Below are 25891 nucleotides of genomic sequence, written 5' to 3' on the forward strand. Positions count from 1 at the left end.
TCGAATGTGAATCCGATTCCCCGTCGGAGGGGGTTGTTCGCGCCTTCCGGCGTGATCACTACTTTAGTGCCTTTTCCCGGTGGCTCATAATCGAGTCGCTGGTCTGAATTCCGGCATGCCGAAATCCGTCCCGTTCGGGAGCCGTGCAGTAGTGGTTGTGCCGCCGGTGCGGCGCGAGGGGCTACCGCAGAACCGTTACAGCTCCATGGCAACTCGAAGAACTTTACGTACGGCGGCAGCCCATGTCAACCACCTCTGGTCAACCGGTTTTGCGCCGCCTCAGTCGAGGTCGTTCAGCCGTCCGTCCGCGTCCGGCTGGGCGTCCTCGACGCGGCACAGCAGCCGGGTCAGCATCTCCCCGAGCTGGCCGCGCTCCTCGGTGGAGAGGTCCTGGAGGAGGTCCTCCTCGAAGACCGAGGCCATCCGCATGGCCTCGACCCACTTCTCGCGGCCTTCCTGGGTCAGCTCCACGATCACCCGTACGCGGTTGGCCTCGTCACGCTCCCGCGTCACCAGGCCCTCGCTCGCCATCCGGTCGATGCGATGGGTCATGGCGGCCGGCGTGAGGCCGAGGCGCTTCGCCAGTTCGCCGGGTCCCATTTGATAGGGCGCTCCCGCGACGACGAGGGCCTTGAGCACCTCCCACTCAGCGTTGCTCATGTTGAGGGTGGCGGTCTGCCGCCCGTAGGCGACGTTCATCCGGCGGTTGAGGCGCTGCAGTGCGGAGACGACCTGCTCCACCTGGGGGTCGAGGCCTTGGAACTCGCGCTGGTAGGCCGCGATCTGTTCCTCGAGGCTCGGCTCCGCGGGGCTGTGGGCCGCATCTGAGGGCTCTGACATGCCGGGAAGTATGGCACGTACCTCATTGGCGTTGAAGTCCTTCGGCATGTACTCTTTAGCTTCGAACTTTAGTGTTGAAGTCTTCAGGGTGTGACTGTCCAGTCCCCCTCGATCTGACCTAGGTAGGTGAGTGTGACCACCGCGATGGGCGCCGCGCTGCGCCGGATCCAGCTGGGCAACGCGCTGAGCGCGTTCGGCAACGGCTTCACGGTTCCGTATCTCTACGTCTATGTGGCGAAGGTACGGGACCTCGGCGCGAGTACGGCCGGTGTCGTCCTCGCGATGCTGGCCGTCGCCGCGCTCGTCGTGCTGCCCTTGACCGGTCGGGCGATCGACCGGCGGGGTCCGCTGCCGGTGGCCATCGTGGGTGCCGTCACCGCCGCCGTCGGGTCGCTCGGGCTGGGCCTGTCCACCACCGAGCCCCTGGTCATCGCCTCCGCCATCGCGCTGGGCGCCGGTATCGCGGTGATCCAGCCGGCCCTGGCGACGATGATCGTGTGGTGCTCGACCACGGTGACCCGTTCGCGGGCGTTCGCCACCCAGTTCTTCCTGAACAACCTGGGTCTGGGCATCGGTGGCCTGATAGGCGGCCTGCTGGTCGACGAGTCGGCGGCCGGCAGCTTCGTCCGGCTCTTCGCGATCGAGGCCGTGATGTTCCTGGTGCTGGGCGCGGCCATCGCGACCGTACGGCTGCCGCGGACGCCGCGGGTCGAGGACCCGGTGCCGAGCGAGGCACGGGCCAAGGGCGCCTGGCGTGCGCTGTTCGCCGACCGCCGCATGATGTGGCTGTGCCTGCTGGGCTTCGTGCTGTTCTTCGCCTGCTACGGCCAGTTCGAGTCGGGGCTCGCGGCGTACGCCACCGAGGTCACCCGGATCTCGCCGTCCACCCTCGGTATCGCGCTGGCCGCCAACACGGCGGCGATCGTGGCGGCCCAGTTCGTGGTCCTGAAACTGGTCGAGCGGCGGCGGCGCAGCCGGGTCATGGCCGTGGTCGGGCTGATCTGGACCGTGGCGTGGCTGGCGGCCGGACTGTCGGGCCTGGTGCACGGTGCGCACGCGGTGGCCACCACTCTGCTGATCTCGACCTACGCCCTGTTCGGTATAGGGGAGTCGCTGCTCTCGCCGACCGTGGCCCCGCTGGTGGCCGACCTGGCGCCGGCGTCCATGGTCGGTCAGTACAACTCGGTCTTCGCCCTGGTGAAGCAGCTGGCGCTGGCGATCGGCCCGGCGGTGGGCGCCCTCATGGTGGGCCACGGGATGTCCGCCCCGTACATCGGGATGCTGATCCTGTGCGCCGTCGGCATCAGCGTGCTGGCGCTGCGGCTCGGACGGATGCTGACCCCCGCGCAGGACAACCCGCACATCCGGGCCTTCACCCCGGACGCGCCGGCGGGCACGGTCACCGACACGGGGGCCGATACGGCGGCCGACGCGGGCGCGCCGCGGCGGGAGTCCGTCACGGCGGTGGCGTAAGCCGCACGGAACAACCGATCGCATACGGGCCGGCCCCTGCTGCACCGAGCAGGGTCCGGCCCGTTTGTGCTGCGGGTACGCGCCCCGGCGTGCGTGCCGCCCGTCTACGTGCACCCGCGTGCGTGCCGCCCCGCCGCTACTCCCGCGGCAGTGCGAATTCGCACCACACGGCCTTCCCGCCGCCGGGCGTCCGTCGCGATCCCCACGCCGAGGCGATCGTCGCGATGATCGAGATGCCGCGGCCCGCCTCGTCGGCGGGCTCGGCCCGGCGCCGCCGCGGCAGGTGGTCGTCGCCGTCGGTCACCTCGACGATCAGACGGCGGTCCGTACGGCGCAGCCGCAGCCGCATCGGCGGGGTGCCGTGCTGGAGCGAGTTGGCGACCAGTTCGCTGGCGGCCAGGACCCCGAGGTCGTGCAGCTCCGGGGAGAAGCGCCAGGAGGCGAGCACCCCGGAGGCGAAGGCACGGGCACGCGGGGCCGCTTCCGTACCGCCGTGCAGTTCGAGGGCGGCGTTGTGGAACAGCTCGGCGTCGTGGCCCGTACGGGCTGGGTGCTGGAGGACCAGTACGGCGACGTCGTCGTCGTGGTCGGTGGAGATCCCGAGGGCGCGCAGCAGGCGGTCGCAGACGATGTCCGGCGCTCCCGTCGCGCCCGCGAAGGCGCGCTCCAGGGCCTCCACGCCGTGGTCGATGTCCTTGTCGCGGCGCTCGACCAGACCGTCCGTATAGAGGACAGCGCTCGAACCGGGCCCCAGTGGGACGCTGCCGGAGGTGTGCAGCCAGCCGCCGGTGCCCAGCGGCGGCCCGGTCGGCTCGGCGGCGCGGTGCACCGTCCCCTCGGCGTCGCGCACCAGGATGGGCAGGTGGCCGGCGGAGGCGTAGACCAGGCGGCCCTCGTTGGGGTCGTGAACGGCGTACACGCAGGTCGCGATCTGGCTGGCGTCGATCTCGGCGGCCAGCCCGTCCAGCAGCTGGAGCACCTCGTGGGGCGGCAGGTCGAGCCGGGCGTAGGCGCGGACCGCCGTACGCAGCTGGCCCATGACGGCCGCGGCGCGCACGCCCCGGCCCATGACGTCACCGATGACCAGGGCCGTACGGCCGGCCCCGAGGGTGATGACGTCGTACCAGTCGCCGCCGACCGCGGCGTCCGTGCCGCCCGGCTGGTACGTCGCGGCGACCCGCAGGTCGTCGGGCTGTTCCAGTTCCTGCGGCAGCAGGGAACGCTGGAGCGTCACGGCCGCGGCGCGCTGGCGTGCCTCGCTGACGCGCAGCCGTTCGGTGGACTCCACCTGGTCGGTGACGTCCGCGCCGAAGACGAGCACGCCCTTGTGCGGCGCGACACAGGCGACCTCGGGGTCGGGCGCCGGGCCGCTGGCGGCGACCTCGATGGGGGTGCAGGTGAAGGTGTAGTACCCGTCGCGGGACTGGTCGGCTCCGGCGCCGCCGGGCACCCGGCGGGCCTTGACCGTACGGGGGCGGCCGCTGCGCAGTACCTGGTCCATCAGCGGGAGCAGGCCGAGCGCGTCCAGTTCGGGCAGCGCCTCGCGTGCGGTGGCGCCGGGCGGGCGGGTGCCGAAGACGGTGGCGTACGCGCCGTTGACGTACGCGATGCGGTGCTCGGGGCCGTACACGACCGCCACCAGCGCCGGGACCTTGCCGAGGATGTCGTGTACGGACAGCGCGTCGACGCTGGGGGTGTGGTCCGGGGCGGCGGACAGCCCGTCAGCGACCGCGTCCGAGTCGGGGTGTTCGGCGCGGGCCGACGGGACCGCGCCGGGCCCGGCGCCCGGCGGGCCGCTCGGGGCCGGGGCGGCGGAAGCGGCGGGCACGGTGGCGGCGGACGTCGGCGCGGCACGGTCGGGCCGGGCGGCGCCGCGCCGCTGCGTGCCGGGGAGACGGGCGCTCCAGCGCGTGAAGTTCACGGAGGGGTACCTCTTACTTCGCGTTGTCGCGCGGGATCGGGCCGTCGGCCGGGCGGGACTCCCCGCGTGCACGCCGGAGGGACCCCCACCCGGCGGACGCGGGGAGCGGTGTCGGCTGGGGGCGCGCTCGGCGCCCTCTGGCGGATTGCAGCAAACGTCCAGAATCCTCGTGATTGTCACTCTTCGCAGATACGAGCCCACCCATGGTCACACGTCCAGTGTGGCCGACCGGACTGACATCCGTCAGACGCCGGAGGCACGAGGTGGAGTTCCTGACTCCGGGTACGGGCCGGGCGGCGGGCCGGCTGGCCGTACGGCGAGGCGGCCGGGCGGCGCTCCGGTCGACCCCACGGCGAGGCGGCCGGTGGCGTGCGACGGGCCGTCAGTTCGGGTCGTCGCGGCGGCCGGTGCCCGCGGCCAGTTCGAACTCGGCGCGTGGGTGTTCCAGCGAACCGAGAGAAACGATTTCCCGCTTGAACAGCCCGGCGAGCGCCCATTCGGCCAGCACCCGCGCCTTCCGGTTGAACGTGGGCACCCGGCTCAAGTGGTACACGCGGTGCATGAGCCACGCCGGGTAACCGGCCAGGCGGCGCCCGTAGACGTGCGCGACCCCCTTGTGCAGGCCGAGCGAGGCGACCGACCCGGCGTACCGGTGCGCGTAGTCCACGACCGGCCCACCGCGCACCGTCGCCGCGACGTTCTCGGCCAGCACCCGTGCCTGGCGGACCGCGTGCTGGGCGTTGGGCGCGCACTCCTTGCGCGGCTCGCCCGGCCCGGCCGGCCGCTCCGCCGTCAGATCCGGCACCGCAGCCGCGTCACCCGCCGACCAGGCGTGTTCGACCCCGTCGACCCGGAGGGCGGCGGTGCACCGGAGACGGCCGCGCCCGGTACGGGGGAGGCCGGACGCGGCGATGATCGGGTGCGGTTTGACGCCCGCGGTCCACACGAGAGTGCGAGCCGGGAAGCGCGCCCCGTCACTCAGGACGGCGACCCGCCCCTCGTACGACTCCAGCCGTGTCTCCAGCCGTACGTCGATGTTGCGGGCGCGCAGCTCCCGTACCGCGTACCGGCCCATCGTCGAACCCACCTCCGGCAGGATGCGTCCGGTCGCCTCGACCAGGATCCACTTCATGTCAGCGGGCTCGACGTTGTGGTAGTAACGCGCCGCATAACGCGCCATGTCCTCCAATTCGGCGAGGGCCTCCACCCCCGCGTACCCACCGCCGACGAAGACGAAGGTCAGGGCGGCGTCGCGGATCGCGGGGTCACGGGTCGAGGAGGCGATGTCGAGCTGCTCCAGGACGTGGTTGCGCAGGCCGATGGCCTCCTCGACGGTCTTGAAGCCGATGCCGCCCTCGGCGAGGCCGGGGACCGGCAGCGTGCGGGAGACCGAGCCGGGGGCCAGCACCAGTTCGTCGTACGAAAGTCGCAGGCCGCCGGTGCCGTCCTCCCGGGTGGCCGGCGTGCTGACCGTGGCGGTCCGCGCCGCGTGGTCCAGCGCCGTGACCTCACCGACGATGATCTTGCAGTGCGGCAGCACCCGGCGCAGCGGTACGACGACGTGCCGCGGCGAGATGGAGCCTGCCGCGGCCTCCGGGAGAAATGGCTGATACGTCATGTACGGGTCCGGATCCACCACGACCACCTCGACGGCGGCCCGCCGCAGTTCCTGTTTCAGTTTCCGCTGCAGACGCAGGGCGGTGTACATCCCCACGTAGCCCCCGCCGACAACGAGAATGCGCGCCGGTTCCTTCACAGAGGTTCTCCTCGCGACATCGAAAGGCCGGCCCGCGCGCGGTTGCCACCGCCGGCCGGCCGGCTTGCCACCACCAGGCACTGTGCCCCCGGAAGGACACAGCACTGTTCCATGACGCACCGGCGACACGTCTTTGTCCACAGGCCCAACGAAATGTATGACCGGCCGGACGTATTGGCCCGGACGGCCGGATTCCGCGCCACCGGCCGCAGGAGCGCAGGTCAGGTGGTAGGACTACGGCGTCGGGAGGGTATGGAATCGGGGCGGATCGGGTCCGTACTCCGATCGGTGCACGGACTGTGCGGAACTGCCCCCTTCATTCTTGACCTGGGCTCAACTATGTTCGTACCTCGTTGGGGTGCAGCCTCTCGTCGTCACGTCGTTACACCCCAGCAGTCAGGGCGGGGAGTCTCCGGGGGGAGACGTCATTACCGGGGGATCATCTATGCACATTCAGGGCTCTCAATGGCCGACTGCCGTAACTGCCGCAGCACACGGAACCGACGGCAGGGGAAACGGCACCACGCACACCGCACACTCCGCGCCCGCCCCTGCCGGCGGCCGGAGCACACCGTTGCGGGTCGACGCGCAGCGCAACCTCGAACACGTCCTGCGGGCGGCTCGTGAGGTCTTCGGCGAGCTGGGATACGGCGCGCCCATGGAAGACGTGGCGCGGCGTGCCCGCGTCGGGGTGGGAACGGTCTACCGGCGCTTCCCGAGCAAGGACGTGCTGGTCAGGCGAATAGCCGAGGAGGAGACCGCAAGGCTCACCGACCAGGCGCGTACGGCGCTCGGCCAGGAGGACGACCCGTGGTCGGCGCTCTCGCGCTTCCTGCGGACGTCGGTCGCCTCGGGCGCGGGACGGCTGCTGCCGCCGAGCATATTGCGGGTGAGCGCCAGCGCCTCGGCACCGGGCGGCGTGACCGGCCCCGGTACCGCCGAGGCGCGGGTACCGCAGCAGCGCCAGGCGTACGGGCCGGACGGCGCGACGGCCGGTGGCCCGGGCGCCGGACCGGCCGGCACCCTGCCGGCGGACCTTCCGGGAGGCATACCGGGCGCGCTGACGGCCGACGTGCCGGGCGTACCGCCGGAGTTCCGGGTGGTCGCCCAGCGCGGCGCGCCCGAGGCGGAGTCCTCGGACGTACCGGCCACGGTCCCGAACGGCGTGCCCACGGGCGCTCCGAACGGCGTGCCCGCACGCGGCACGGCCGGCAGCGGCGAAGGCACGGCGGACGGTGGCGCCCAGGCGCTGCTGGAGGTCGTCGGGCAGCTCGTCGAGCGGGCGCGCGAGGCGGGCGAACTGCGGGCGGACGTCACGGTCGCCGACGTCCTCCTCGTCATCGCCACGGGCGCACCGTCCTTGCCGGACCCGGCCCAGCAGCAGGCCGCCTCGGCCCGGTTGCTGGAGATCCTGCTGGAGGGGCTGCGGTCGCGGCCTGCTGAGTGAGGATGCGGGTGGTTGACCGAGGCTGAGTGATGTCCGGCCCGGAGGTCGGAAGCGTTAAGGGGCGGGGCGCAGGGTCGGCTGTGGGTCGGCGTTGCGCCCCGTTCTTCATGCGGTGCGGTTGGACTTGAGTGGCTGTGAGGCCTGAGCGGTCTACGGGCCTGAGCGGGCTCCTGCCGTGCTCCGAGCACGGGTACGGGCGGGTGCGGGCGGGTCTTGGGCGAGCGCCGGACGAGTATTCCCCGTACGAGTGACCTCTAGTGCTCACGCTCGTGAACTCGCCCCGGACGAGTGGTTGGTGTGCTTGCCGGACTGGCCGGGGCCCTGCCTGTGGCACGCTTGCGCCGTGTTACCGCAGTGACGGCGTGTTCGGGGGCCTCGGCGATGGGTGTGGACGGGCGGGACGAGCGGCGTGGTGGGGGACGTGACCCTCAAGTACCGGTACAGAAACGTCCGTACGGGGTGGGGCGGGCAGCTGAGGCGGCCGGGGCCGGAGGGGCCGACGGGACTGAGGTCGAGGGTGACACGGAAACCTCGGGTGCGGATGCCTCGGGTGCAGATGCCTACGGTGCGGATGCCTTCGATACGGACGTCTCGGGTGCGGGATCGTCGGACGCGGGTGCGGCGGGCCGTTCCATGGAGCGGCACGATCGGACCGAGGACGATTACCGGCCCGGACCGCCCGAACGAAGCGTTCCCCAGCAACGCGAGCGGGCGACGGCAGCGGAACCGGCGGACGCGTGGGAGCGAAGTGAAGTCCGGGAGCCGAGGGGCGCGCGGGGTCGGAAGGGCCGGGGCGCCCACCGCAAGCCGAGCCGCCTGAAGCCGGCCGGGACGGACGGACCGGCGACGGCGGAAGGCCCGGCAGCGATGCCCGGTCCCCCGCCCGCGGACGGCGAGTTGATCGACCGTATGCGGGGCGGTGACGACAGCGCGTACGAGGAGCTGTACCGACGGCACGCCGACGCCGTACGGCGCTACGCACGCGGCTGCTGCCGGGACGCGCACACCGCCGACGACCTGACCGGCGAGGTCTTCGCCCGCACCCTCCAGGCGGTACGCGGCGGCGCCGGCCCCGACTCGTCCGTACGCGCCTACCTGCTGACCACCGTCCGCCGGGTGGCCGCCGCCTGGGGCCGGACCGCGAAGCGCGAGCAACTGGTCGAGGACTTCGCCGTGTTCGCGGTGTCGGCGGCCGGTTCGACGCTGGACGACGACACGCTCGACCTCGGCGCGGACGTCCGCGCCATGCACGAAGCCGAGCAGTCCATGGCCGTACGGGCGTTCCGGAGCCTGCCGGAGCGCTATCAGACCGTGCTCTGGCACACCACGATCGAGGAGGAGTCGCCGAGCGAGGTCGCGCCGCTGCTCGGGCTGTCGGCCAACGCCGCCGCCGTACTGGCCCACCGCGCCCGCGAGGGCCTCAAGCAGGCGTATCTGCAGGCGCATGTGAGCCGTTCGCTGACCGCCGAGGGCGACTGCGCCCGGTACGCGGACCGGCTCGGCGCATACGCCCGCGGCGGGCTGCGGCTGCGGGCCGAGCGCGGACTGCGCAAGCACCTGGAGGACTGCGCCCGGTGCCGTACGGCGGCCTCGGAGGTCGCGGACGTCAACGAGCACATCCGCGTCATCCTGCCGGTGGCGGTCATCGGCTGGTTCGCCGCCGGTTACGCGGTCAAGGGGGCCGCGGCCGTGGTGGGGCTCGGCGGTGCGGGCGCCGCGGCGGGAGCCGGCGCGGCAGCGGCGGCCGGCGGTACGGGGGCGGGGGCTGGGGCGGGGGCTGGGGCGGCTGCTGGGACTGGGGCTGGTGGGGCCGGTGCCGCTGCGGGGGCCGGTGGTGCGGTGGGGGCTGGGGGAGCAGGCGCTGGCGGGGCCGGCGGGGCGGGCGGGGCCGGCGGGGCGGGTGCAGCGGCGAGTGAGGGGCTCGGCGCGCCCGCGAAGGTGGCCATCGGCGCGGGCGTGGTGATCGTGGCGGGCGCCGCGCTCGCGCTGGCGCTCATCGGCGATTCACAGCCCGAGCCCCGGGCGCAGGCCAAGCCACCCGGCGCGTCCTCGGTCGCACCACCACCTCCCGCGTCACAACCGCCGGAGCGCACGCCGGAGCAGCCGCCCCCGACGCCCGCCCCCACTCCCTCGAAGCCGACACCCGGCCCCACCGCGTCCCCCCAGCCGGAACCGACGCCCACGCCCACCCCGACACCGGCGGAGACACCCCCCTCCCCCGCGCCCGAGCCGACACGCTCCCCCGCACCGTCCGAGCCGCCCCGGCCCACCCCGAGGCCGACGCCGACGCCGACGCCGACCGCGCCGGCACCCGCTCCGTCGCCGTACCAGATCAACAAGTTGACCTGGGACCTCATGGGCGACGGCACGAAGCCCGAAGTGCGCATGGCGGACAGCAGCTGGCTGTGGCAGCGGCAGGGGCTGCGTATCGGCGGCACCAAGTACCGGCACGGGGTGACCGTGCACGCGCCGTCGTCCGTGACCATCGACCTGAACCGGCAGTGCACGGCGTACGACGCCTTCGTGGGCGTCGACGACATGGGGCTCGGCCTCGGTGCGCTGCGCTTCTCCGTGTACGCGGACGGGCAGCGGCTCTGGCGCTCGGGAGTGGTGCGCGGCGGTCAGTCCGCCGTCCCGGTGCATGTGCCGTTGCGCGGGCGCAAGACACTGCGCCTGGTCGTCGAGCCCGGTTCGTCCCACACCGTGATGTTCCTGGGCGACTGGGCCCAGTCCCAGATCACCTGCCGCTGAGCGGTCGTATCGACGGGCCGGGGCCGTAACGACGAGCCGGGGTCGTAACGACGTGACGCGCCCGTACGTCGCTCCAGGCCCGTACCGACGCGCCGCCCCCGTCCCGACGTACCAACCCCCTACCTCCCCTCCGCCCCTCCCCACCCCTAAAGACTCGGCCGCGGCGTAACCCCTCCCGCCACCGCCCGCTGGCGGGGTGCGGCCGTGCCGGTCCAGCAGGTGCCGCGGCGGGCCAGCAGGCGGCGCAGCCAGAGTTCGGTGGAGACGAGTTCGGCGAGTCCGTCCAGCGGGAGCGGGGCGCCCTCGGCGGCCGCCCGCAGCGCCTTCCGTACGACCCGGGCCTCGACCAGGCCCGCATCGGCGAGCAGGGGGGCGTCGAAGAGGCCCACCACGTCGCCGATGGAGGTGCGCAGCCCGGCCCGTACGGCCGCCGCGTGGGTGAGGTGGGAGGTGGCGCCCCAGCCGGGCGGCAGGTCGCGGATGCCCGCGCCGGACAGGACGGCGCGCAGTACGGCTGCCCGTGCTCCCGGTTGCACGCGCAGTGTGTCCGGCAGGGCGCGGCAGGCCAGTACGACCTGGTTGTCGAGGAAGGGAGCGTGCAGCCGTTGGTTGCGTACCTCCACGGCCTGTTCGAAGACCCGGTGGTCGGCCGCGTGCCGGGCCAGCGCGGCGCGTGCCCGTCGCTCCCCCGGCCGTCCCACGGTCGGTGTCCGCGCCGCGGCGGCGTTGAGACGAACCGATACTTCGGCCAGTGCCTCCCCCGTGAGCCAACGCGCCGCGGGCCCGGGACGGCACCAGGACAGCGCCGCCAGGGACGCGTCCACCGCTCCGCCGCCCGCCACCGGCTCCTCGGTGAACTGCCGCTCTCTCAGGCGCGTCGCCGTGTCGGAGATGCCCGCCCCGTAGGTGGTACGGGCCAGCTTGCGCGCGGCGCGGTACACGGTGAACGGGACCAGCGCGGACTGCGAAAGCGGGCCGTCGGCCTTGGCCAGCGCCGTGACGGGCCGCAGCAGGTGCCGTCTGCGGCGGTCCAGGAGCAGGTCGGCCAGGCGAGCCGGGTGCGCGTCAAGGACCTGCCGCGCGCCGGCTCCGACCAAGTGGTCCGCGCTGCCCGCGAGCAGCCGCCGGCGGTGACGTCCGGCCGTGATGAGCGACGGCCCCGGCTCGTCCGTGAGCGGCCCGCCTTCCAGGTCCGCATACGGGAGGGCCTCTTCCCCCGCCGCGACGACGACGTGGTGCAGGCGCGGGTTGGCGGCGATGCTGCGGGCCCGTTCCAGTTCGGCCTCGCGGTAGGGCCGGCCCCCGTGGGTGGCGCGGTCGTTGAAGGTGACGGCCAGGAGGCGTTCGCCGCGTCCGTTGACCGTGCCCGGCACTCCGGGCAGCCCCGCCGCGAGCAGGGCCAGGGTGGCGGAGGCGCTTCCGCCTGAAAGGTCGGCGCCGACGCCCGGGGCGGGTGCGCCGCGCGCGGCCCGGCGTTCGGCCGGGCCCATGCCCGGTACGGGCCCCGGATCCAGCCCGTTGGACCCGTCAGGGTCCGGGACGTGCCGGGGCCCGGACAGCCGCGCCCGTACGGCTTCGATCAGCGCGTCACGGACGCCGTCGACGGCTTGCTCCGGGAGCAGTTGGGGTGCGGCGACGGCGAGCGAGGCCGTCGGCTCGTAGGAGGTGATGTCGCAGCTGCCGCCCCGTAGGACGAGCGCGTGGCCGGGCGGCACCCGGTGCACGCCCTCGTACGGCGTGCCGTCGCCGAGCGCTTCGGGCGCGTCCGGGCAGGCCAGCAGCGCGGCGAGATGCCCGACATCCAGGTTCGCCTCGATCAGGTCGGCGAGCGGGAGGGCGGCGGTCGCGTACGCCGTACCGCCCGCCCACGGGGTGTGGAAGACCGGCCGCGCGCCCGCCAGGTCTCCGGTGACGGTCACGCGCCTGCCGACCTGGACGACGGCCGTATAGCTGCCGGGCCAGGCGGTGAGGTGGCGCAGTGCGCCCCCGCGGGCCGCGAACAGGCCGACCCGCAGCTGGTCGTCGGTGGCGCCGCAGACGCCGAAGACGGCGAGCCGGGTCTCCGTGCCGGCCTGGACGACGCGCACCTCGTCGGGGCGCCAGTCGCCGACCGCCCACAGCGGGTCGGGATCGCCCCACAGGAGCTGGGCGCCTACGGGGAGGACCGTACGGGCCTCCCCGGTGGGGGCCGGTCCCGTGGCGGTACTGCTCCACCCCACCAACCAGCGCATCGCCGCCTCCACCCTGTTCGCCGCCGCCGGGCGGCCCCCGTCCGTCCGCCGAAACGGAGGCCCGCCCACCTCCAGGGACGCCCCTGATGGTCGGCAGGGTGGACCGGACCGCCGCCCCGCACAGCGGATCTCCATGCCGTTGCCAAGCTGTTTTGCGGACCATGCTGCCACGACAGCGGCTTCTGGGAGGCGTCAAGGAGCGCCTGTGTACAGGGGTGTTCGGAAGACGTTACCGAGTGCGGGCGGGTCGGGGGCCCGGGGACGAGTTCGGGCCCGGTGGTGCACGGTGGGGGCCTCGGTGGTGTAGGAAGGGCGCTTCCGGCCCGCTCCGCCCGAGCCTCCACCCACTCGTCACCCACTCGCGGTCCGGTTCCCGGCCCTGCTCCGACCCCGGCCCGACCCCGGTTCGCCCCGACCTGCCCCCAGCCCGCCCCCGGCCTGGCCCCGTTTCGACCCCGATCCGGATCCCGAAGGCAAACTCCCGTACGTCGATTTTCAGCCAAAATCTGCGCCGGACACCGCCGTTGGCCCCATAACCGGCCAGGCCCTCCGGGAGGCGGCCGATCACCTTCCGGGCTCGCCCCCTCGAACGCCCGGACACCGCCCCCGGGACGCCGCACCGAACGGCCGGGCGCCCGCCCGGACACCGCCGGGATCAAGCGAACGCCCGCCAGGCCGCCCCGGCGGGCCTCTCCCGCACATGCGACAGTCCGGGAGGCGGGACTCGCCCCCCGGACCGGACCGCCACCCGCGGGGAATGAGGCGGCGGTGTCCCCCAGCCCACTGGATCCAGTGCAGCGGGCCGACCCACGCAGATCCCATGGAAGCGCTCCCGTACCAACCCGGCCAGCGCGCACACACGGGCGCACGACAACACGTACCCGGAGCACATGCCAAACCCCCTGCGGCCGCTTGGACTTGAAACCCGCCATCCGGGACATCGGGCCTTAACGGTAGGGATTCGGCGAACTACTCTGGGTGGACGCGTGCCCCGGGGTACCGGGGCTGCCGTCGCTGTGTCGAGGGGTGCGCATGTCAAGGGATATACGCGGGCCGAACGAAAAGCTCGGCACCGTTCTCGCCCTCGCGGGGATCAGCAATGCCGGGCTCGCCCGCCGGGTCAACGACCTGGGGGCGCAGCGCGGGCTGACACTTCGCTACGACAAGACGTCGGTGGCCCGGTGGGTGTCCAAGGGCATGGTGCCGCAGGGCGCCGCGCCCCACTTGATCGCGGCCGCGATAGCCGGGAAGCTCGGCCGTCCGGTGCCGCTCCACGAGATCGGGCTGGCCGACGCCGACCCGGCCCCGGAGGTGGGCCTGGCCTTCCCGCGCGACGTAGGCGCCGCGGTCCGGTCCGCGACCGAGCTGTACCGCCTCGACCTGGCCGGACGCCGCGGCGGCGGGGGTATCTGGCAGAGCCTGGCCGGATCCTTCTCGGTGAGCGCGTACGCGACGCCCGCCTCGCGGTGGCTGATATCCCCGGCCGACAGTTCCGTCGCACGCGAAGCACCTGACCTGCGGGAGGTACGGGACGGCAACGGCGGGGTGGGAAGAGACGGTGCCCCCGGGACGGAGGCCGCGCCCCTGCACGTCGGCCACAGCGACGTCACCAAACTGCGGGAGGCCGCCGAGGACGCCCGCCGCTGGGACTCCAAGTACGGAGGCGGCGACTGGCGCTCCTCGATGGTGCCCGAGTGCCTCCGGGTGGACGCGGCACCGCTGCTCCTCGCCTCGTACAGCGACGAGGTGGGCCGGGCGCTGTTCGGGGCGACCTCCGAACTGACCAGACTCGCCGGCTGGATGGCCTTCGACACCGGGCAGCAGGAGGCGGCCCAGCGCTACTACATCCAGGCGCTGCGCCTGGCGCGGGCCGCCGCCGACGTGCCGCTGGGCGGATACGTCCTGGCCTCGATGTCACTCCAGGCGACCTACCGCGGTTTCGCCGACGAGGGCGTCGACCTGGCGCAGGCCGCGCTGGAACGCAACCGCGGCCTGGCCACGGCCCGCACGATGAGCTTCTTCCGCCTGGTGGAGGCCCGGGCACAGGCCAAGGCCAACGAGTCGCGCGCCTGCGAGGTGGCCCTGAAGGCCGCCGAAGGCTGGCTGGAGCGCTCCCGCGAGGGCGACCCGGACCCGTCCTGGCTGGACTTCTACTCCTACGAACGCTTCGCCGCCGACGCGGCCGAGTGCTACCGGGACCTGCGGCTGCCCCGCCAGGTACGCCGCTTCACGGAGCAGGCGCTGTCCCGCCCCACGGAGGAGTACGTCCGCTCGCACGGGCTGCGGCTGGTCGTCTCGGCGGTGGCCGAGCTGGAGTCCGGCAACCTGGACGCGGCCTGCGCGGCCGGCACCCGGGCGGTCGAGGTGGCCGGACGCATCTCGTCGGCCCGTACGACCGAGTACGTACGCGATCTCCTGCACCGCCTGGAGCCGTACGGGGACGAGCCCCGCGTCGTGGAGCTTCGCGAACGGGCGCGTCCGCTGCTGGTCGCGCCGGCGTAGGGCGGGCACGGGGTGCGGGGGTGGGTGCGGGGGCGGGTGCGTCTGTGGGGCCGGGCATCGATACGGGTACGGACTTCGCTACGGGGGCGAGCTTGGATACGGGGCGAGCTTCGCTACGGGTGCGGGCGCACGTGACATGGGAGGCCACGACCCGGCGCACGGCCGCGCTCTCACCCCTCTCCCCGCGCTCCCGGCCCATTGTCAGACCCCCGGGTCATGATGGGATACGTCTGATTCCAGGGGTTCCAGGGGAGGTGCTGTGACGGCGTACGACTGCGACGTGCTGGTGATCGGTGCCGGCATCGTCGGACTCTCGACGGCTTACGCGATCACGCGCGCCGCTCCCGGCACCCGCGTGGTGGTCCTGGAGAAGGAACCAGGCCCCGCCCGGCACCAGACCGGCCGGAACAGCGGCGTGATCCACAGCGGCATCTACTACCCGCCCGGCTCACTGAAGGCCCGCTTCGCGCTCCAGGGCTCGGCGGAGATGGTCAAGTTCTGCCTCGACCACGACATCCCGCACGAGGTCACGGGCAAACTGATCGTCGCCACCGACCGCTCCGAGCTGCCCCGCCTGCACAGCCTCATCCAGCGCGGCAGGGAGCACGGCATCCCGGTCCGCGAACTGGGCCCGGCGCAGCTCGCGAGGTACGAGCCGGAGGTCAGCGGCCTGGCCGCCATCCATGTCGGCACCACGGGCATCGCCGACTTCGGAGCGGTCGCCCGGCGCTTCGCGGCCCTGGCCACGGACGCCGGTGCCCACATCGCGTACGGCAGCGAGGTCACCACCATCGGCCGCCGCCCCGGCCGCGTCGCGGTACGCACCTCCGCCGGTACGGTCTACCGCGCCCGCACCCTGGTGAACTGCGCCGGCCTGCACTGCGACCGCATCGCGCGCCTGGCGGGCGACGCGCCGCCCATGCGCATCGTCCCCTTCCGCGGCGAGTACTACACCCTCGACCCGGCCCGCGCCTCCCTGGTACGCGGCCTCGTCTACCCGGTCCCCGACCCCGCCTTCCCGTTCCTCGGCGTCCACCTCACCCGCGGGATCGACGGCTCCGTCCACATAGGTCCCAACGCCGTCCCCGCCCTCGCCCGCGAGGGGTACACCTGGCGCACGGTCCGCCCCGGCGAACTGGCCGGCACCCTGACGTACCGGGGCTCCTGGCACATAGCCCGCCGCCACTGGCGCTACGGCACCGGCGAGCTGCACCGTTCCCTCTCCCGCCGCGCCTTCACCGAAGCCGTGCGCCGCCTGCTGCCGGCGATCCGTGAGGAAGACCTCCGGCCGTCCCCCGCCGGGGTACGCGCCCAGGCCGTCCTGCCCGACGGCACCCTCGTCGACGACTTCCTCATCACCGAATCCCCCTCCGCCGTCCACGTCCTCAACGCCCCGTCCCCCGCGGCCACGGCCTCCCTGCCGATCGGCAGGGAGATAGCCGAGCGGGCGCTACGGATGCTGGAGGCGGCGGGGTGAGGCCTTCCGAGGGAGAACGGCCGGGGCCGGGGCTGGCGAGTGGCTGAGGCCCGGGGGTGTGAGCGGCGGGCTGAGACCGGTGGCCGGGGCGGCGGGCTGAGACCGAGGCCGTGAACGGCGAGCCGAGACCGGGGCCGACGGCGGGCTCAGCCCGACCCCACCCACCCGAGGCGCCCCAGCTGCCCTGACACGGCGACCTCGGCACCCTTCGTTGCAGTCCCCACCGCCATCCCACCGCCCACCCCCATCTCCACCCCGCCCGTAGAATCGACCCACTGTGTCCGAGAACCCCGCCACCCCCGAATCCGGTCCCGCTCCCGAATCCGGCCAGGCCGCCGGAACCGGCGCCGCCGCAGGGCCCGCCGCAGAGCCCGGCGCGCAGACCGAAGCGCGCCCGGAGCCCGCTGAGGGCACCACCCGCGCCCTCTGCACCCCCAGCACCCCCATAACCCCCCATGTTTCCCCCACCCCCAAGGCGATGTTCCCTGACGGCTCGGGCCCGGCGGCCGACCCGGCCGGTTCGCATCACGAGCGGCGGATCCGTTCCTTCCAGCCGCGTCGCAGCCGGGTCTCCCCGGGGCAGGCCGACGCTCTGCGGCGCCTGTGGCCCAAGTGGGGTCTGGACATCGACGGCCTCTCCCGGATCGACCTGAACGAGCTGTTCGAAGGCCGCCCGGTCGTCCTCGAAATCGGCTTCGGCATGGGGGAAGCCACCGCACAGATGGCCGCCGCCGACCCGGACACCGGCATCCTGGCCTGCGACGTCCATACTCCGGGCCAGGGCAATCTGCTCGGTCTCGCGGAGCGCAACGGCCTGTCCAACATCCGCGTGGCCAACGGTGACGCGATCATCCTGCTCCGCGAGATGCTCGCCCCCGCGTCCCTCGCCGGTCTGCGCGTCTACTTCCCGGACCCGTGGCCCAAGAAGCGGCACCACAAGCGGCGCCTGATCCAGCCCGAGTTCCTCTCCCTGGTCACGACCCGGCTCGCCCCGGGCGCCCTGGTCCACTGCGCGACCGACTGGGAGCCGTACGCGGAACAAATGCTGGAAGTCCTCTCCGCCGAGCCCACCCTCGCGAATGAGCATTCCGGCTATGCCCCCCGCCCGGACTTCCGCCCCTTCACCAAGTTCGAGGGGCAGGGCCTGGACAAGGGGCACGTCGTGCACGACCTCCTCTTCCGGCGGCTCCCGGCATAGTCCGCGCCGCGGTGGTTAGGGTCGATGGGTGAATCCACCGCAGCCGCCTCCGCTTCCGCCGAAGCCGGCGTACGCGCCCGACCCGCGCTACGCCGCCCCCGCCGCGTCGCCCGCGGCCGCGCAGTGGCATTACGCACCGCGCCGCCGCCCGGCGCCCTGGCACAGCAGGACCGCGCGCGCCATCGCCCTCTTCTCCCTCCTCGCCCTCTCCGGCGTGATCATCCTGGCGATGGTCCGCCAGCAGACGGGTACGCAAGGGTTCCTCGTCGGCCTCGGCCTGGCCGTCTTCCCCGTACCCGTCCTGATAGCCGGCTTCTGCTGGCTGGACCGCATAGACCCCGAACCACGCCGCAACCTGATCTTCGCCTTCGCCTGGGGCGCCTGCGCCGCCACCCTCGTGGCGATCCTGGCCAACGGTTTCGCCACGAACTGGCTGGAGAACAACCTCTCCACCCTCTCCCCGGACGACGCCCAGACCTGGGGCGCGACCGTCTTCGCCCCGATCATCGAGGAGACCGTCAAGGCCGCCGCGGTCGTCCTGCTCTTCCTCTTCCGCCGCCAGAACTTCGACGGCGTCACGGACGGCATCGTCCTGGCCGGCATCACGGCCACCGGCTTCGCCTTCACCGAGAACGTGCTCTACCTGGGCAACGCCTTCGGCCAGGACCAATCCCTCGGCCACACCGGCCTCGACTCCCTGACCGCCGCGACCTTCTTCGTCCGCATCATCCTGTCGCCGTTCGCCCACCCGCTCTTCACCATGCTCACCGGCCTGGCCTTCGGCATAGCCGCCACCAGCTACCCCCACCGCCGGCCGCTACGCCTGGCCCTGCCCTTCGTCGGCCTGGCCACCGCCGTCCTCCTGCACTCCATCTGGAACGCCGCCACCAACCTCGGCGACCTCGGCTTCCTCACCGTCTACGGCCTCTTCATGCTGCCCGTCTTCGCGGCCGTGACCTGGCTCGCCGTCTGGGCCCGCCACCGCGAACTCCTGGCCCTGCGCACCTACCTCCCCCCGTACGTCAGCACCGGCTGGCTCTCCCCCACCGAACCGATCTCCCTGTCCTCCCTCAAGACCCGCTCGGTGGCCCGCACCATCGCCCGCCACACATACGGCCCCGCCGCCGCCCGCGCCGTAACGGAGTACGCCGCCGTAGCCACCTCCCTCGCCTTCCTCCGCCGCCGAGCCCACCGCACCGGCCCCACCCCAGACTTCCCCACCCAGGAACGCGCCCTCCTCCAGCATCTGTGGCACCACAGGCCCGTGGCCCACCCGGCCCTCCTCCAGGCTCTGCATACGACGCACCGGCCAGTGCCTCCCGTGCGCCCCGCTCAACCTCGGACCCACCACCGCACCTGAGCCCACGTGGTTGGCCATGTCTCGGACGCGGGAAATCCGACGGCCCATCCGAACCGACCCGAAGCATGGGCTCCACACACGTCGTGAAGTGCCTGTGTGGAGCCGGTTCAGGCTCGCAGGCGCCATCACTTGACGAACCGAACGGCTAGCCTCTGGGTCGAACAACCAACCAATGGTTGAGACCAGCCATGCTCCAGGGGGTGCCATGCCCGCTTCGTTTATCGCTTCTTTGTGCGGCTATCGCGAAGGCCGCCCGAATACTTCCGACAAAAACGACAAGGGGTCCATCGAACTCGGCAAGGTCTTCTTCGACGCGATGGGGATTTCACCGGAAACAGACATCCCCACACAACCCGTCGGCAACCTGATGGCACAAGAGATGACAAGAGACTTGCAGGAGTTCCTGCGAATCGAAGCAGCGCATTTGGAAGTCGTACCCGAACACCCCTTCACGACCTTCGAACAGTTCTCTCATCTCAACGCCACGCGCGAGCTGCGCGGCGACATGACCCAAGAGGTAATACGCGCCACCAATGCCCTTCGCAACATCACCGCGAACTTTGAAATAGAAGAAGAAGCCCGCGAGCAACTGAACAGGCATTTGCTCAATGTGAATCAAGAAATACGTACGACCGAAGAACGACGTCGAGAGCTGCTGGATCTTCTGGGCGAAGAGTCTCTCCTGAAGCTGGACGTCACCGTGGCGCGAAGCGTCCACAACCCCTTGACCGGCGCCCACCTACAGCACCTTGTCGCCGGCCTGTCGCTCAAGTGGTCGCTTCGCACGGACCGCGCTCAGGACTGCCGCAGCCAGGGAGCGAAGATGGCGGCACTCCGCCGAGGACGTATGCCGCACTTCGCAGCGGTCACCATGGAGCCCCGCCCCGCCATGCTGGCTCTGCTGGGACGCGGCTCCGGGGACATCGACTGTGTATACCACTTGAACCTCCCGGCCCTCGCCGATGCTGTCGACGAGTACTGTTCGGGCAGCCGACACAAGGCTCGCCTCGAGATCCGCGACAAGTTCCGACGCCTTCGCGATCAGCGTCGCCTGCGCGATTACGACGAGCTGCGCAGCTACCTTGCGACACTCTGAATACCCGGCCTGCCTCCTTCGGAAGTGGTGACCTCCCGTGGCCAAAACTCGTCCGGCGACCGACGCCACCACGCGAGAGCGCATGAGCAAGCAACGTTCACGGGACACTGCCATCGAAGTGGCCATTCGCCGCGAGCTGCACGCCATGGGCCTGCGTTTCAGGGTTCACCGACGTCCGCTTCGCGGCGTACGCCGCGAAGCGGACGTCGTCTTCGGGCCCACCAAAGTGGCGATCTTCGTAGATGGCTGCTTCTGGCATGGTTGCCCCGAGCACATGACGTGGCCGAAGAGCAACGATCAGTTCTGGCGCGAGAAGATCGAGGGGAACCGACGACGGGACCGGGACACCGACCACCGCCTCACGGAAGCCGGTTGGCTACCCATTCGCGTCTGGGAGCACGAGGATGCCTCTCAAGCAGCCGAACACATCCACGCTGCCGTGATGGCTCGACGCTCGCCCGGCTCGAAGCCACCAGGGACGACCGTCGGCTCCTCCATTCAATCTTGCACACATGGCTGATGGATCGCAGGGAATCAACGTGTGGCTTCCGGCCCTGCGGCTCATCGATCCGAGATGGGCCCTGTCGAGTGAGTTCAAGAGACAACCAGTGGCGACATTCCCTACATCGTTCCCGCACCTGGACGAGCGGCAGCGACGTCTGCCGGCGGGGGCAGCGACCCGGTGGCCGGGACGCGGCGGGACCCGAGCTGATCTGTCGACGGCTGAAGTGAGCGAGGCCACAGTCCGCAGAGGCGCGTGTGAACCGGAAGCCGGTGGAGCGCCGCTCGGGTGGGTGCGGTGTCCCGGTGGGCGGAGAAGAAGGCCACCGACGTGCGTTCCGGGCTCCGACCGGCTGCGCCGACACCGTCGGTGACCTGCTGTGCGAGGAAGGTCTTTGCCTGCAAGCACTGTCCGAAGCCCTCGTAAGGCGGAGCGGACGCCACGCGTCCGAGAAGCAGACAAGCTTCGCTATAAGATTTTCGCCATGAGCGAGCGCATCTGCCGGGACTGTGGACGAACTTCAGCTCAGGCCCCCTCACCACAGGTTGATCACATTCACCCGGTGAATGAGGCAGTAAGGCCGACGGAGAGAACCTGATCACGCTCTGCATCCGGTGTCACGGGGAGAGGGCGGCTTGCCCTCGCGGGCAGCACCCCGAAGAACGAGTGACTCGCCCCGGAGCAGCAGGGCGGACGTGTGGGGCGCATAGGAGTTCACGCGGCCCCGTCGAGGCCTGTGGGAGCAGAGGAGCACTGGTTTGTCAGTGGCCACGGGTACGCTCCCAGGGTGCTGCACTATCAAGTGCGGCTGCTTGGACCGCCACCCTGACGCTCTGGAGATCACGTGCAGCCAGTCAAGATCGTCGACTTGTTCGCCGGCCCTGGGGGCGTGGACGTGGCTGCGGAGGGACTCGGAGTACCCACGGTCGGCATCGAGTGGGATGCCGACGCTTGTGAGACCCGCCGTGCTGCAGGCCTGGGCACAGTCCAGGGCGACGTGCGGCGGTACGGCCCCGCCGACTTTCCGGACGCAGACGTGCTTGCCGGGGGCCCGCCGTGCCAGACCTTCACGGTCGCGGGTACCGGGGTGGGCCGGAAGGCTCTCGACGACGTCCTGGAGTTCGTCGAGCGAATGATTGCACGCGATGATCGCGAGGAGATCCTCAGTGATCTCGCCAAGCTGAATGACGAGCGAACCGGCCTGGTGCTGGAACCCCTCCGATGGATCTTGGAAGCCATCGACGTGCGCAAAAATCCGTACGAGGCAATCATTCTGGAGCAGGTTCCCGCAGTGATGCCCGTTTGGGAGGCGTACGCCCGAGCCCTGCAGGACGAGGGTTATTCGGTCGACCACGGCCTTCTGCTCACGGAGGCGTACGGCGTTCCACAAACGCGGAAGCGGGCGGTGCTGATTGCACGCTTGGGCAAACATGATGTGAAGCTGCCCGATGCCACGCATCGGACCTACCGCAAGGCGATTCCGCGTGACGCCGGCGACGCTGCGTTGGAGCCCTGGAGGACCATGGGGGAAGTGATCGAGCGGGCAACGCCCTTCGAGGTCATCTCGAACTATGGCACCGGCGGTGACCCGAAGCTCCGAGGGCGTCGGTCCTCGTCTCAGCCCTCTGCCACTGTGACGGGCAAGATTTTCCGCAACCGTGTCGTTTCGCTCGAAGGAGGAGCGGAACTCGATCGGTTCAGCCCCTCCGAGGCCGGACGCCTTCAGACGTTTCCCGCCGACTACCCCTGGTCCGGTCGCGATATCGGGCAGCAAATCGGCAATGCAGTGCCTCCGCGGCTGGCGGTCCATGTTCTGAGTGCCGCCTTCGGCTGGAACCCGCCGAGTGAGGAGCTCTTGGCGAAGCTTGACCGATGGCACCGCCTGCCGGTCCAAGCCGCGTCTCCCGTCGACGACGAGGTACTGGTGGGAGCTTAGCGGCACCCACACCTTTCGAGCCCGCTGTCCACTGGCCTCGACAGCTGAAGACCGCTGCGGTGCTCACCGTAGTGGCGGTCGGAGCGCTCTGTGTTCTCCCAGGGCGACAGGAGCAAAGCGTGGGCTGGTGCAAACAGGGTTGAGGCCCCGGACCTCCATTCCGGGACCTCGATCAGTGACGGAGATCAGTCGACGAAGCTCCCGCGTCAGTTTTGCCGCACCTTGGCCGCCGGCTTCTCCGCAGCGCCCTCCCAGGCCCCGGCGCGGGTGAAGTCAATGGCGGCGGCCTTCATCGCCTTCGTGGTGGTCCCGTCTGTGCCGTGGGTGACCCGCGCACCGCTGCTTCCCACCGCGTACAGGGCGTTGGTGCCGGTCCGGCACGTGGTCTCGCGCAGCTCGACCGTCCCGCCGGAAACCGACAACGCGGCCACTCCGGGCAGCGCGCCGAATCCGCTCCAGAAACCGCTCTTTTCCCCCTACCAAGGGGCCGGTTTGCCAAGCAGATCGGCAATGCGACTCCGTCGGTTCTGGCCGACGCGATCGCCGAACCCAGGGAGCCGTATGTCCCAGAAGGTTCAGTAGCGGATCCCGGGAGCCGGCACCAGGGGCTCATCCGGCTGGGCAACGACATAGTCGATTCCCTCGACGGACAGCCGGCGCCGACCATCCATTCTCGGCGCAGGAACCAATCTCGCCGCCACCCAAGTCCCCTTCTCGGGAACGGGTAGTCCCAATGCGTGCGCTACACGGGGGCTATCGTTCTGGTGCCCCAGAATCACCACGCCTTCCGCAGCGAGACGCCGGCGACTGTCACGAACACGCTTGGGGGCATCCAACTGCTTCCCCGTGGTCACAACTGCATTTCGATCTATTACGCGCCCTTGTACGCATCGAAACAGTTGATCCACACGGCTCTGGCCCGACGGTACCGACAACACAAGTGAAATTGTTTCCGCGTCCAACCCGAGCAAGAGGTTCTCTTGCAGCACGCGATCCTTGCACAGCCACCTGATACTCCGCCGCCCCGCGCTGGAGAGACTTCGCTTGTCGTCCTTATTTTTGCCGGCACGCAGAACATTTTCACTTATGCGCACCATGCCGACGTCAAAAGTGGATCGTTTGTCGTTCGCGGACATAAGCAAACACAGATACCCCATGGCCTCCCCTGGAATCATCCATTCACCTGACAGGGAGAACTTCGCATCCACCTCTATACCGGCTATGCAGTAGTCCATTTTCACGCCGCGCGGAAACCCGAACTGCGCCCGACAGACGATCTCCACCTTCGTGCCCAGATAGGTCTTCTCGGTCTTCTCCAGTTCCCGGACGTCGTAGCGCCCGGTGCGTTGACCGTCAAGGACTTCGTCGAGCGACTGCCGCATGACACTAGAGAAACGATTCTCCAAGTCGCTGCCGGCGGCTTCGAACCACTCGACGACTCGCTCGAGTTCGTCATCGACCTCACAGTTCCCCGGCAACGTCCCCTCGCTGGGGAGAAGAGCCTCCGGGACACCGAACAGTACGTCTTCGTTTGACATGACGCTAACGCTACGGCCAAGTACCGATTGCCCCCGCCTCGGAATCAGCCACTCCGGTCACATCAAACTGGGAAACGCCTGGATCCCTGCCCGCGCCTACCGTTCGAAGGGAATAAGTTGCTCACGAACAGCATTCACCTTCGCCAACTCCGGGCCGTGCTGCATGCTGGGTGATCTCCGCACTCCCGCCTCACGCCCAGGAGACCCGGCAGGAAACTACTTACTTCGAGCTTGTCGAGAGAATCTCGCCCGCACCTCTCCCCTGCGCGTCCTGCCGCGAAATGGGACTCAAACACTCCGTTGGAGATCCATGACTGGCTGGCGGCCTTGTGTAGCTATGCTCCTGGAGGCCCGCAGCCCCGGGCGGAAGCAAGCAAAGCCCAGCGTAAAGTCGAAGAACTGATCGGGTTGTCTCTGATGTGGAGGTACTGCTCATGGCTCGGGTGCCGAGTTCGTTGGTTGCTGTTGGTGGGCTCGTAGGTGGTTACGGCGTGGCCCGGTGGGCCAAGAAGCGGCCGCTTGGTGGGGTGGCGTTGGCGGCTGCGGGGGCTGTGGCGGCTCGGGAGTGGGAGCGGAAGGCGGGGAAGAAGGCTGCTGTGGCGTTGAGTGGGGCTTATGTGGCGGCGTTTGCCGGGTCGCATCCGTTGGCCAAGAAGGTGGGGGCCTGGCCGTCGGTGTTCGCGGTGGCGGGGGTTGTGGGGATCGCTTCTTGGGTGGTTGCTGATCGGCGCTGTAAGTAGGCCGACAGAAGGCAGAAGCAGAAAGGGTGGGCGCGTACACGGGTACGCGCCCACCCTTTTGCTTGGGTGTGGTCAGGCCGAGGCCTCGTTGAGGAGGGTGAGGTCGTCCTTGGTGAGGTGGAGGTCGGCGGCGGCCATGAGGGCCGGCAGTTGGTCGACCGTGCGGGCGCTGGCGATGGGGGCCGCGACCGTGGGCTGGGCGGCGAGCCAGGCGAGGGCGACGGTCGCGTGTTCGGCCTGGTGGGCTGCGGCGATCGTGTCGAGGGCGGCGAGGACCTTGCGGCCGCGGTCGGTGGCCAGGTACTGGGCGGCCTTGTCGGAACGGGCGCTGCTCACGTCGCTGTCCGGGCGGTACTTACCGGTGAGGAAGCCCGACGCGAGGGCGTAGTACGGGACGGCGGAGACGCCGTGGCGGGCGGCGGTGTCGGCGAGGTCGCCTTCGTAGGTGTCGCGGGAGACCAGGTTGTAGTGGGGCTGGATGGCGACGTAGCGGGCCAGGTTCTCGCTGGCGGAGAAGGTCAGGGCCGCCTCCAGGCGCCGGGCCGAGATGTTGGAGGCGGCGATCTCGCGGACCTTGCCGGCCTTGACCAGTTCGTCGAGGGCCGGGAGGAAGTCGGAGACCTCGAGGGACTCGTCGTCGTAGTGGGTGTAGTAGAGGTCGATGTGATCGGTACGCAGGCGGGTGAGGGAGGCGTCGACGGCGGCCTTGATGGTGGCCGGGGCCAGGCCCTTGAGATCCGGGTGGGCGCCGACCTTCGTGGCGATGACGACCTCGTCGCGGTTGCCGCGGGAGGCGAGCCAGTTGCCCAGGACGGTTTCGGATTCGCCGCCCTTGTTGCCCGGCACCCAGGCCGAGTACACGTCGGCGGTGTCGATGAAGTTGCCGCCGCCGGCGACGTACGCGTCCAGGACGGCGAAGGACTGGGACTCGTCCGCGGTCCAGCCGAAGACGTTGCCTCCGAGGGAGAGCGGCGAGACGGACAGGGAGCCGAGGGTCTTCTTGTTCGCAGTCATGATCTCTCAACTTAAGACGGTGTCTCACGTGGCGGTCTTGGCGAGTTTCTTGTAGCAGATCATGACTGCGGCGAGCCCGAGGAAGGCGAGGAAGTGGCTGCCCTTCCGT

At 70.8% G+C, this 25891-nt stretch carries 18 protein-coding genes; 11 read left to right on the plus strand and 7 right to left on the minus strand.

The annotated features are described in order from the left end of the window. Window positions 1–279: 279 nt before the first annotated feature. Window positions 280–840, minus strand: a complete 561-nt coding sequence (locus ACZ53K_RS40935) for a MarR family winged helix-turn-helix transcriptional regulator (RefSeq protein ID WP_030025338.1) — start codon at window positions 838–840, stop codon at window positions 280–282. 132 nt (window positions 841–972) lie between these two features. Between ACZ53K_RS40935 and ACZ53K_RS40940 the strand changes: the two genes are divergently transcribed. Beyond that, complete coding sequence (locus ACZ53K_RS40940) at window positions 973–2313, plus strand: MFS transporter (protein WP_468847757.1); 1341 nt, start codon at window positions 973–975, stop codon at window positions 2311–2313. 136 nt (window positions 2314–2449) lie between these two features. Here the strand turns inward: ACZ53K_RS40940 and ACZ53K_RS40945 are convergent, their stop codons facing one another. Both ACZ53K_RS40945 and ACZ53K_RS40950 read right to left on the minus strand, forming a co-directional pair. Then, window positions 2450–4234 (minus strand): ATP-binding SpoIIE family protein phosphatase, encoded by a 1785-nt coding sequence (locus ACZ53K_RS40945; protein WP_468847718.1) that lies wholly within the window; start codon window positions 4232–4234, stop codon window positions 2450–2452. A gap of 382 nt (window positions 4235–4616) precedes the next feature. Beyond that, window positions 4617–5990, minus strand: a complete 1374-nt coding sequence (locus ACZ53K_RS40950) for an NAD(P)/FAD-dependent oxidoreductase (RefSeq protein ID WP_468847721.1) — start codon at window positions 5988–5990, stop codon at window positions 4617–4619. 445 nt (window positions 5991–6435) lie between these two features. Here ACZ53K_RS40950 and ACZ53K_RS40955 point away from each other — a divergent pair, with 445 nt between their 5' ends. Both ACZ53K_RS40955 and ACZ53K_RS40960 read left to right on the plus strand, forming a co-directional pair. Beyond that, complete coding sequence (locus tag ACZ53K_RS40955; protein ID WP_468847724.1) at window positions 6436–7437, plus strand: TetR/AcrR family transcriptional regulator; 1002 nt, start codon at window positions 6436–6438, stop codon at window positions 7435–7437. An 867-nt stretch (window positions 7438–8304) separates the two neighbouring features. After that, a complete protein-coding gene (locus tag ACZ53K_RS40960; protein WP_468847726.1) occupies window positions 8305–10188 on the plus strand; it encodes a sigma-70 family RNA polymerase sigma factor in 1884 nt (627 codons plus the stop codon). Window positions 10189–10334: 146 nt separating this feature from the next. Here ACZ53K_RS40960 and ACZ53K_RS40965 read toward each other — a convergent pair whose 3' ends face one another. After that, on the minus strand, window positions 10335–12419 hold the full coding sequence (locus tag ACZ53K_RS40965) for an asparagine synthase-related protein (RefSeq protein WP_468847728.1): 2085 nt from the start codon (window positions 12417–12419) through the stop codon (window positions 10335–10337). A gap of 1032 nt (window positions 12420–13451) precedes the next feature. Here ACZ53K_RS40965 and ACZ53K_RS40970 point away from each other — a divergent pair. From ACZ53K_RS40970 to ACZ53K_RS41000, 7 genes are all read left to right on the plus strand, one after another. Then, window positions 13452–14921: an MFS transporter gene (locus ACZ53K_RS40970; RefSeq protein WP_468847731.1), complete on the plus strand. Its 1470-nt coding sequence runs from the start codon at window positions 13452–13454 to the stop codon at window positions 14919–14921. Window positions 14922–15180: 259 nt separating this feature from the next. Continuing rightward, a complete protein-coding gene (lhgO, locus tag ACZ53K_RS40975) occupies window positions 15181–16398 on the plus strand; it encodes an L-2-hydroxyglutarate oxidase (protein WP_468847733.1) in 1218 nt (405 codons plus the stop codon). Between the two features lie 277 nt (window positions 16399–16675). Continuing rightward, window positions 16676–17596: a tRNA (guanosine(46)-N7)-methyltransferase TrmB gene (trmB, locus tag ACZ53K_RS40980; RefSeq protein WP_468847736.1), complete on the plus strand. Its 921-nt coding sequence runs from the start codon at window positions 16676–16678 to the stop codon at window positions 17594–17596. A 28-nt stretch (window positions 17597–17624) separates the two neighbouring features. Beyond that, window positions 17625–18956: a PrsW family intramembrane metalloprotease gene (locus ACZ53K_RS40985; protein ID WP_468847739.1), complete on the plus strand. Its 1332-nt coding sequence runs from the start codon at window positions 17625–17627 to the stop codon at window positions 18954–18956. 205 nt (window positions 18957–19161) lie between these two features. Then, window positions 19162–20052, plus strand: a complete 891-nt coding sequence (locus ACZ53K_RS40990) for an NgoMIV family type II restriction endonuclease (RefSeq protein WP_468847741.1) — start codon at window positions 19162–19164, stop codon at window positions 20050–20052. Between the two features lie 37 nt (window positions 20053–20089). Then, complete coding sequence (locus tag ACZ53K_RS40995; RefSeq protein WP_468847744.1) at window positions 20090–20572, plus strand: very short patch repair endonuclease; 483 nt, start codon at window positions 20090–20092, stop codon at window positions 20570–20572. A gap of 826 nt (window positions 20573–21398) precedes the next feature. Further along, window positions 21399–22490, plus strand: coding sequence for a DNA cytosine methyltransferase (locus ACZ53K_RS41000; protein WP_468847747.1), 1092 nt, complete (start codon window positions 21399–21401; stop codon window positions 22488–22490). 206 nt (window positions 22491–22696) lie between these two features. Here ACZ53K_RS41000 and ACZ53K_RS41005 read toward each other — a convergent pair whose 3' ends face one another. Both ACZ53K_RS41005 and ACZ53K_RS41010 read right to left on the minus strand, forming a co-directional pair. Further along, complete coding sequence (locus ACZ53K_RS41005; protein ID WP_468847750.1) at window positions 22697–22912, minus strand: hypothetical protein; 216 nt, start codon at window positions 22910–22912, stop codon at window positions 22697–22699. 153 nt (window positions 22913–23065) lie between these two features. Then, window positions 23066–24028 carry a NaeI family type II restriction endonuclease gene (locus ACZ53K_RS41010; RefSeq protein WP_468847753.1) on the minus strand — a complete coding sequence of 321 codons (963 nt, stop codon included), beginning with the start codon at window positions 24026–24028 and terminating at the stop codon, window positions 23066–23068. 434 nt (window positions 24029–24462) lie between these two features. Between ACZ53K_RS41010 and ACZ53K_RS41015 the strand changes: the two genes are divergently transcribed. Next, window positions 24463–24768: a hypothetical protein gene (locus tag ACZ53K_RS41015; RefSeq protein WP_468847759.1), complete on the plus strand. Its 306-nt coding sequence runs from the start codon at window positions 24463–24465 to the stop codon at window positions 24766–24768. Window positions 24769–24840: 72 nt separating this feature from the next. Here ACZ53K_RS41015 and ACZ53K_RS41020 read toward each other — a convergent pair whose 3' ends face one another. Beyond that, a complete protein-coding gene (locus ACZ53K_RS41020; protein ID WP_468847755.1) occupies window positions 24841–25782 on the minus strand; it encodes an aldo/keto reductase in 942 nt (313 codons plus the stop codon). Window positions 25783–25891 lie beyond the last annotated feature (109 nt).

The organism is Streptomyces sp. NPDC033221, from assembly GCF_055577005.1.

Excerpts from the sequence above, each read along its gene's own strand:
- ACZ53K_RS40935 (WP_030025338.1), bottom strand. The coding sequence starts at position 840 with ATGTCAGAGCCCTCAGATGCGGCCCACAGCCCCGCGGAGCCGAGCCTC.
- ACZ53K_RS40955 (WP_468847724.1), top strand. The coding sequence starts at position 6,436 with ATGCACATTCAGGGCTCTCAATGGCCGACTGCCGTAACTGCCGCAGCA.
- ACZ53K_RS40960 (WP_468847726.1), top strand. The coding sequence starts at position 8,305 with ATGCCCGGTCCCCCGCCCGCGGACGGCGAGTTGATCGACCGTATGCGG.
- ACZ53K_RS40965 (WP_468847728.1), bottom strand. The coding sequence starts at position 12,419 with ATGCGCTGGTTGGTGGGGTGGAGCAGTACCGCCACGGGACCGGCCCCC.
- ACZ53K_RS40970 (WP_468847731.1), top strand. The coding sequence starts at position 13,452 with ATGTCAAGGGATATACGCGGGCCGAACGAAAAGCTCGGCACCGTTCTC.
- ACZ53K_RS40990 (WP_468847741.1), top strand. The coding sequence starts at position 19,162 with ATGCCCGCTTCGTTTATCGCTTCTTTGTGCGGCTATCGCGAAGGCCGC.
- ACZ53K_RS41010 (WP_468847753.1), bottom strand. The coding sequence starts at position 24,028 with ATGTCAAACGAAGACGTACTGTTCGGTGTCCCGGAGGCTCTTCTCCCC.
- ACZ53K_RS41015 (WP_468847759.1), top strand. The coding sequence starts at position 24,463 with ATGGCTCGGGTGCCGAGTTCGTTGGTTGCTGTTGGTGGGCTCGTAGGT.
- ACZ53K_RS41020 (WP_468847755.1), bottom strand. The coding sequence starts at position 25,782 with ATGACTGCGAACAAGAAGACCCTCGGCTCCCTGTCCGTCTCGCCGCTC.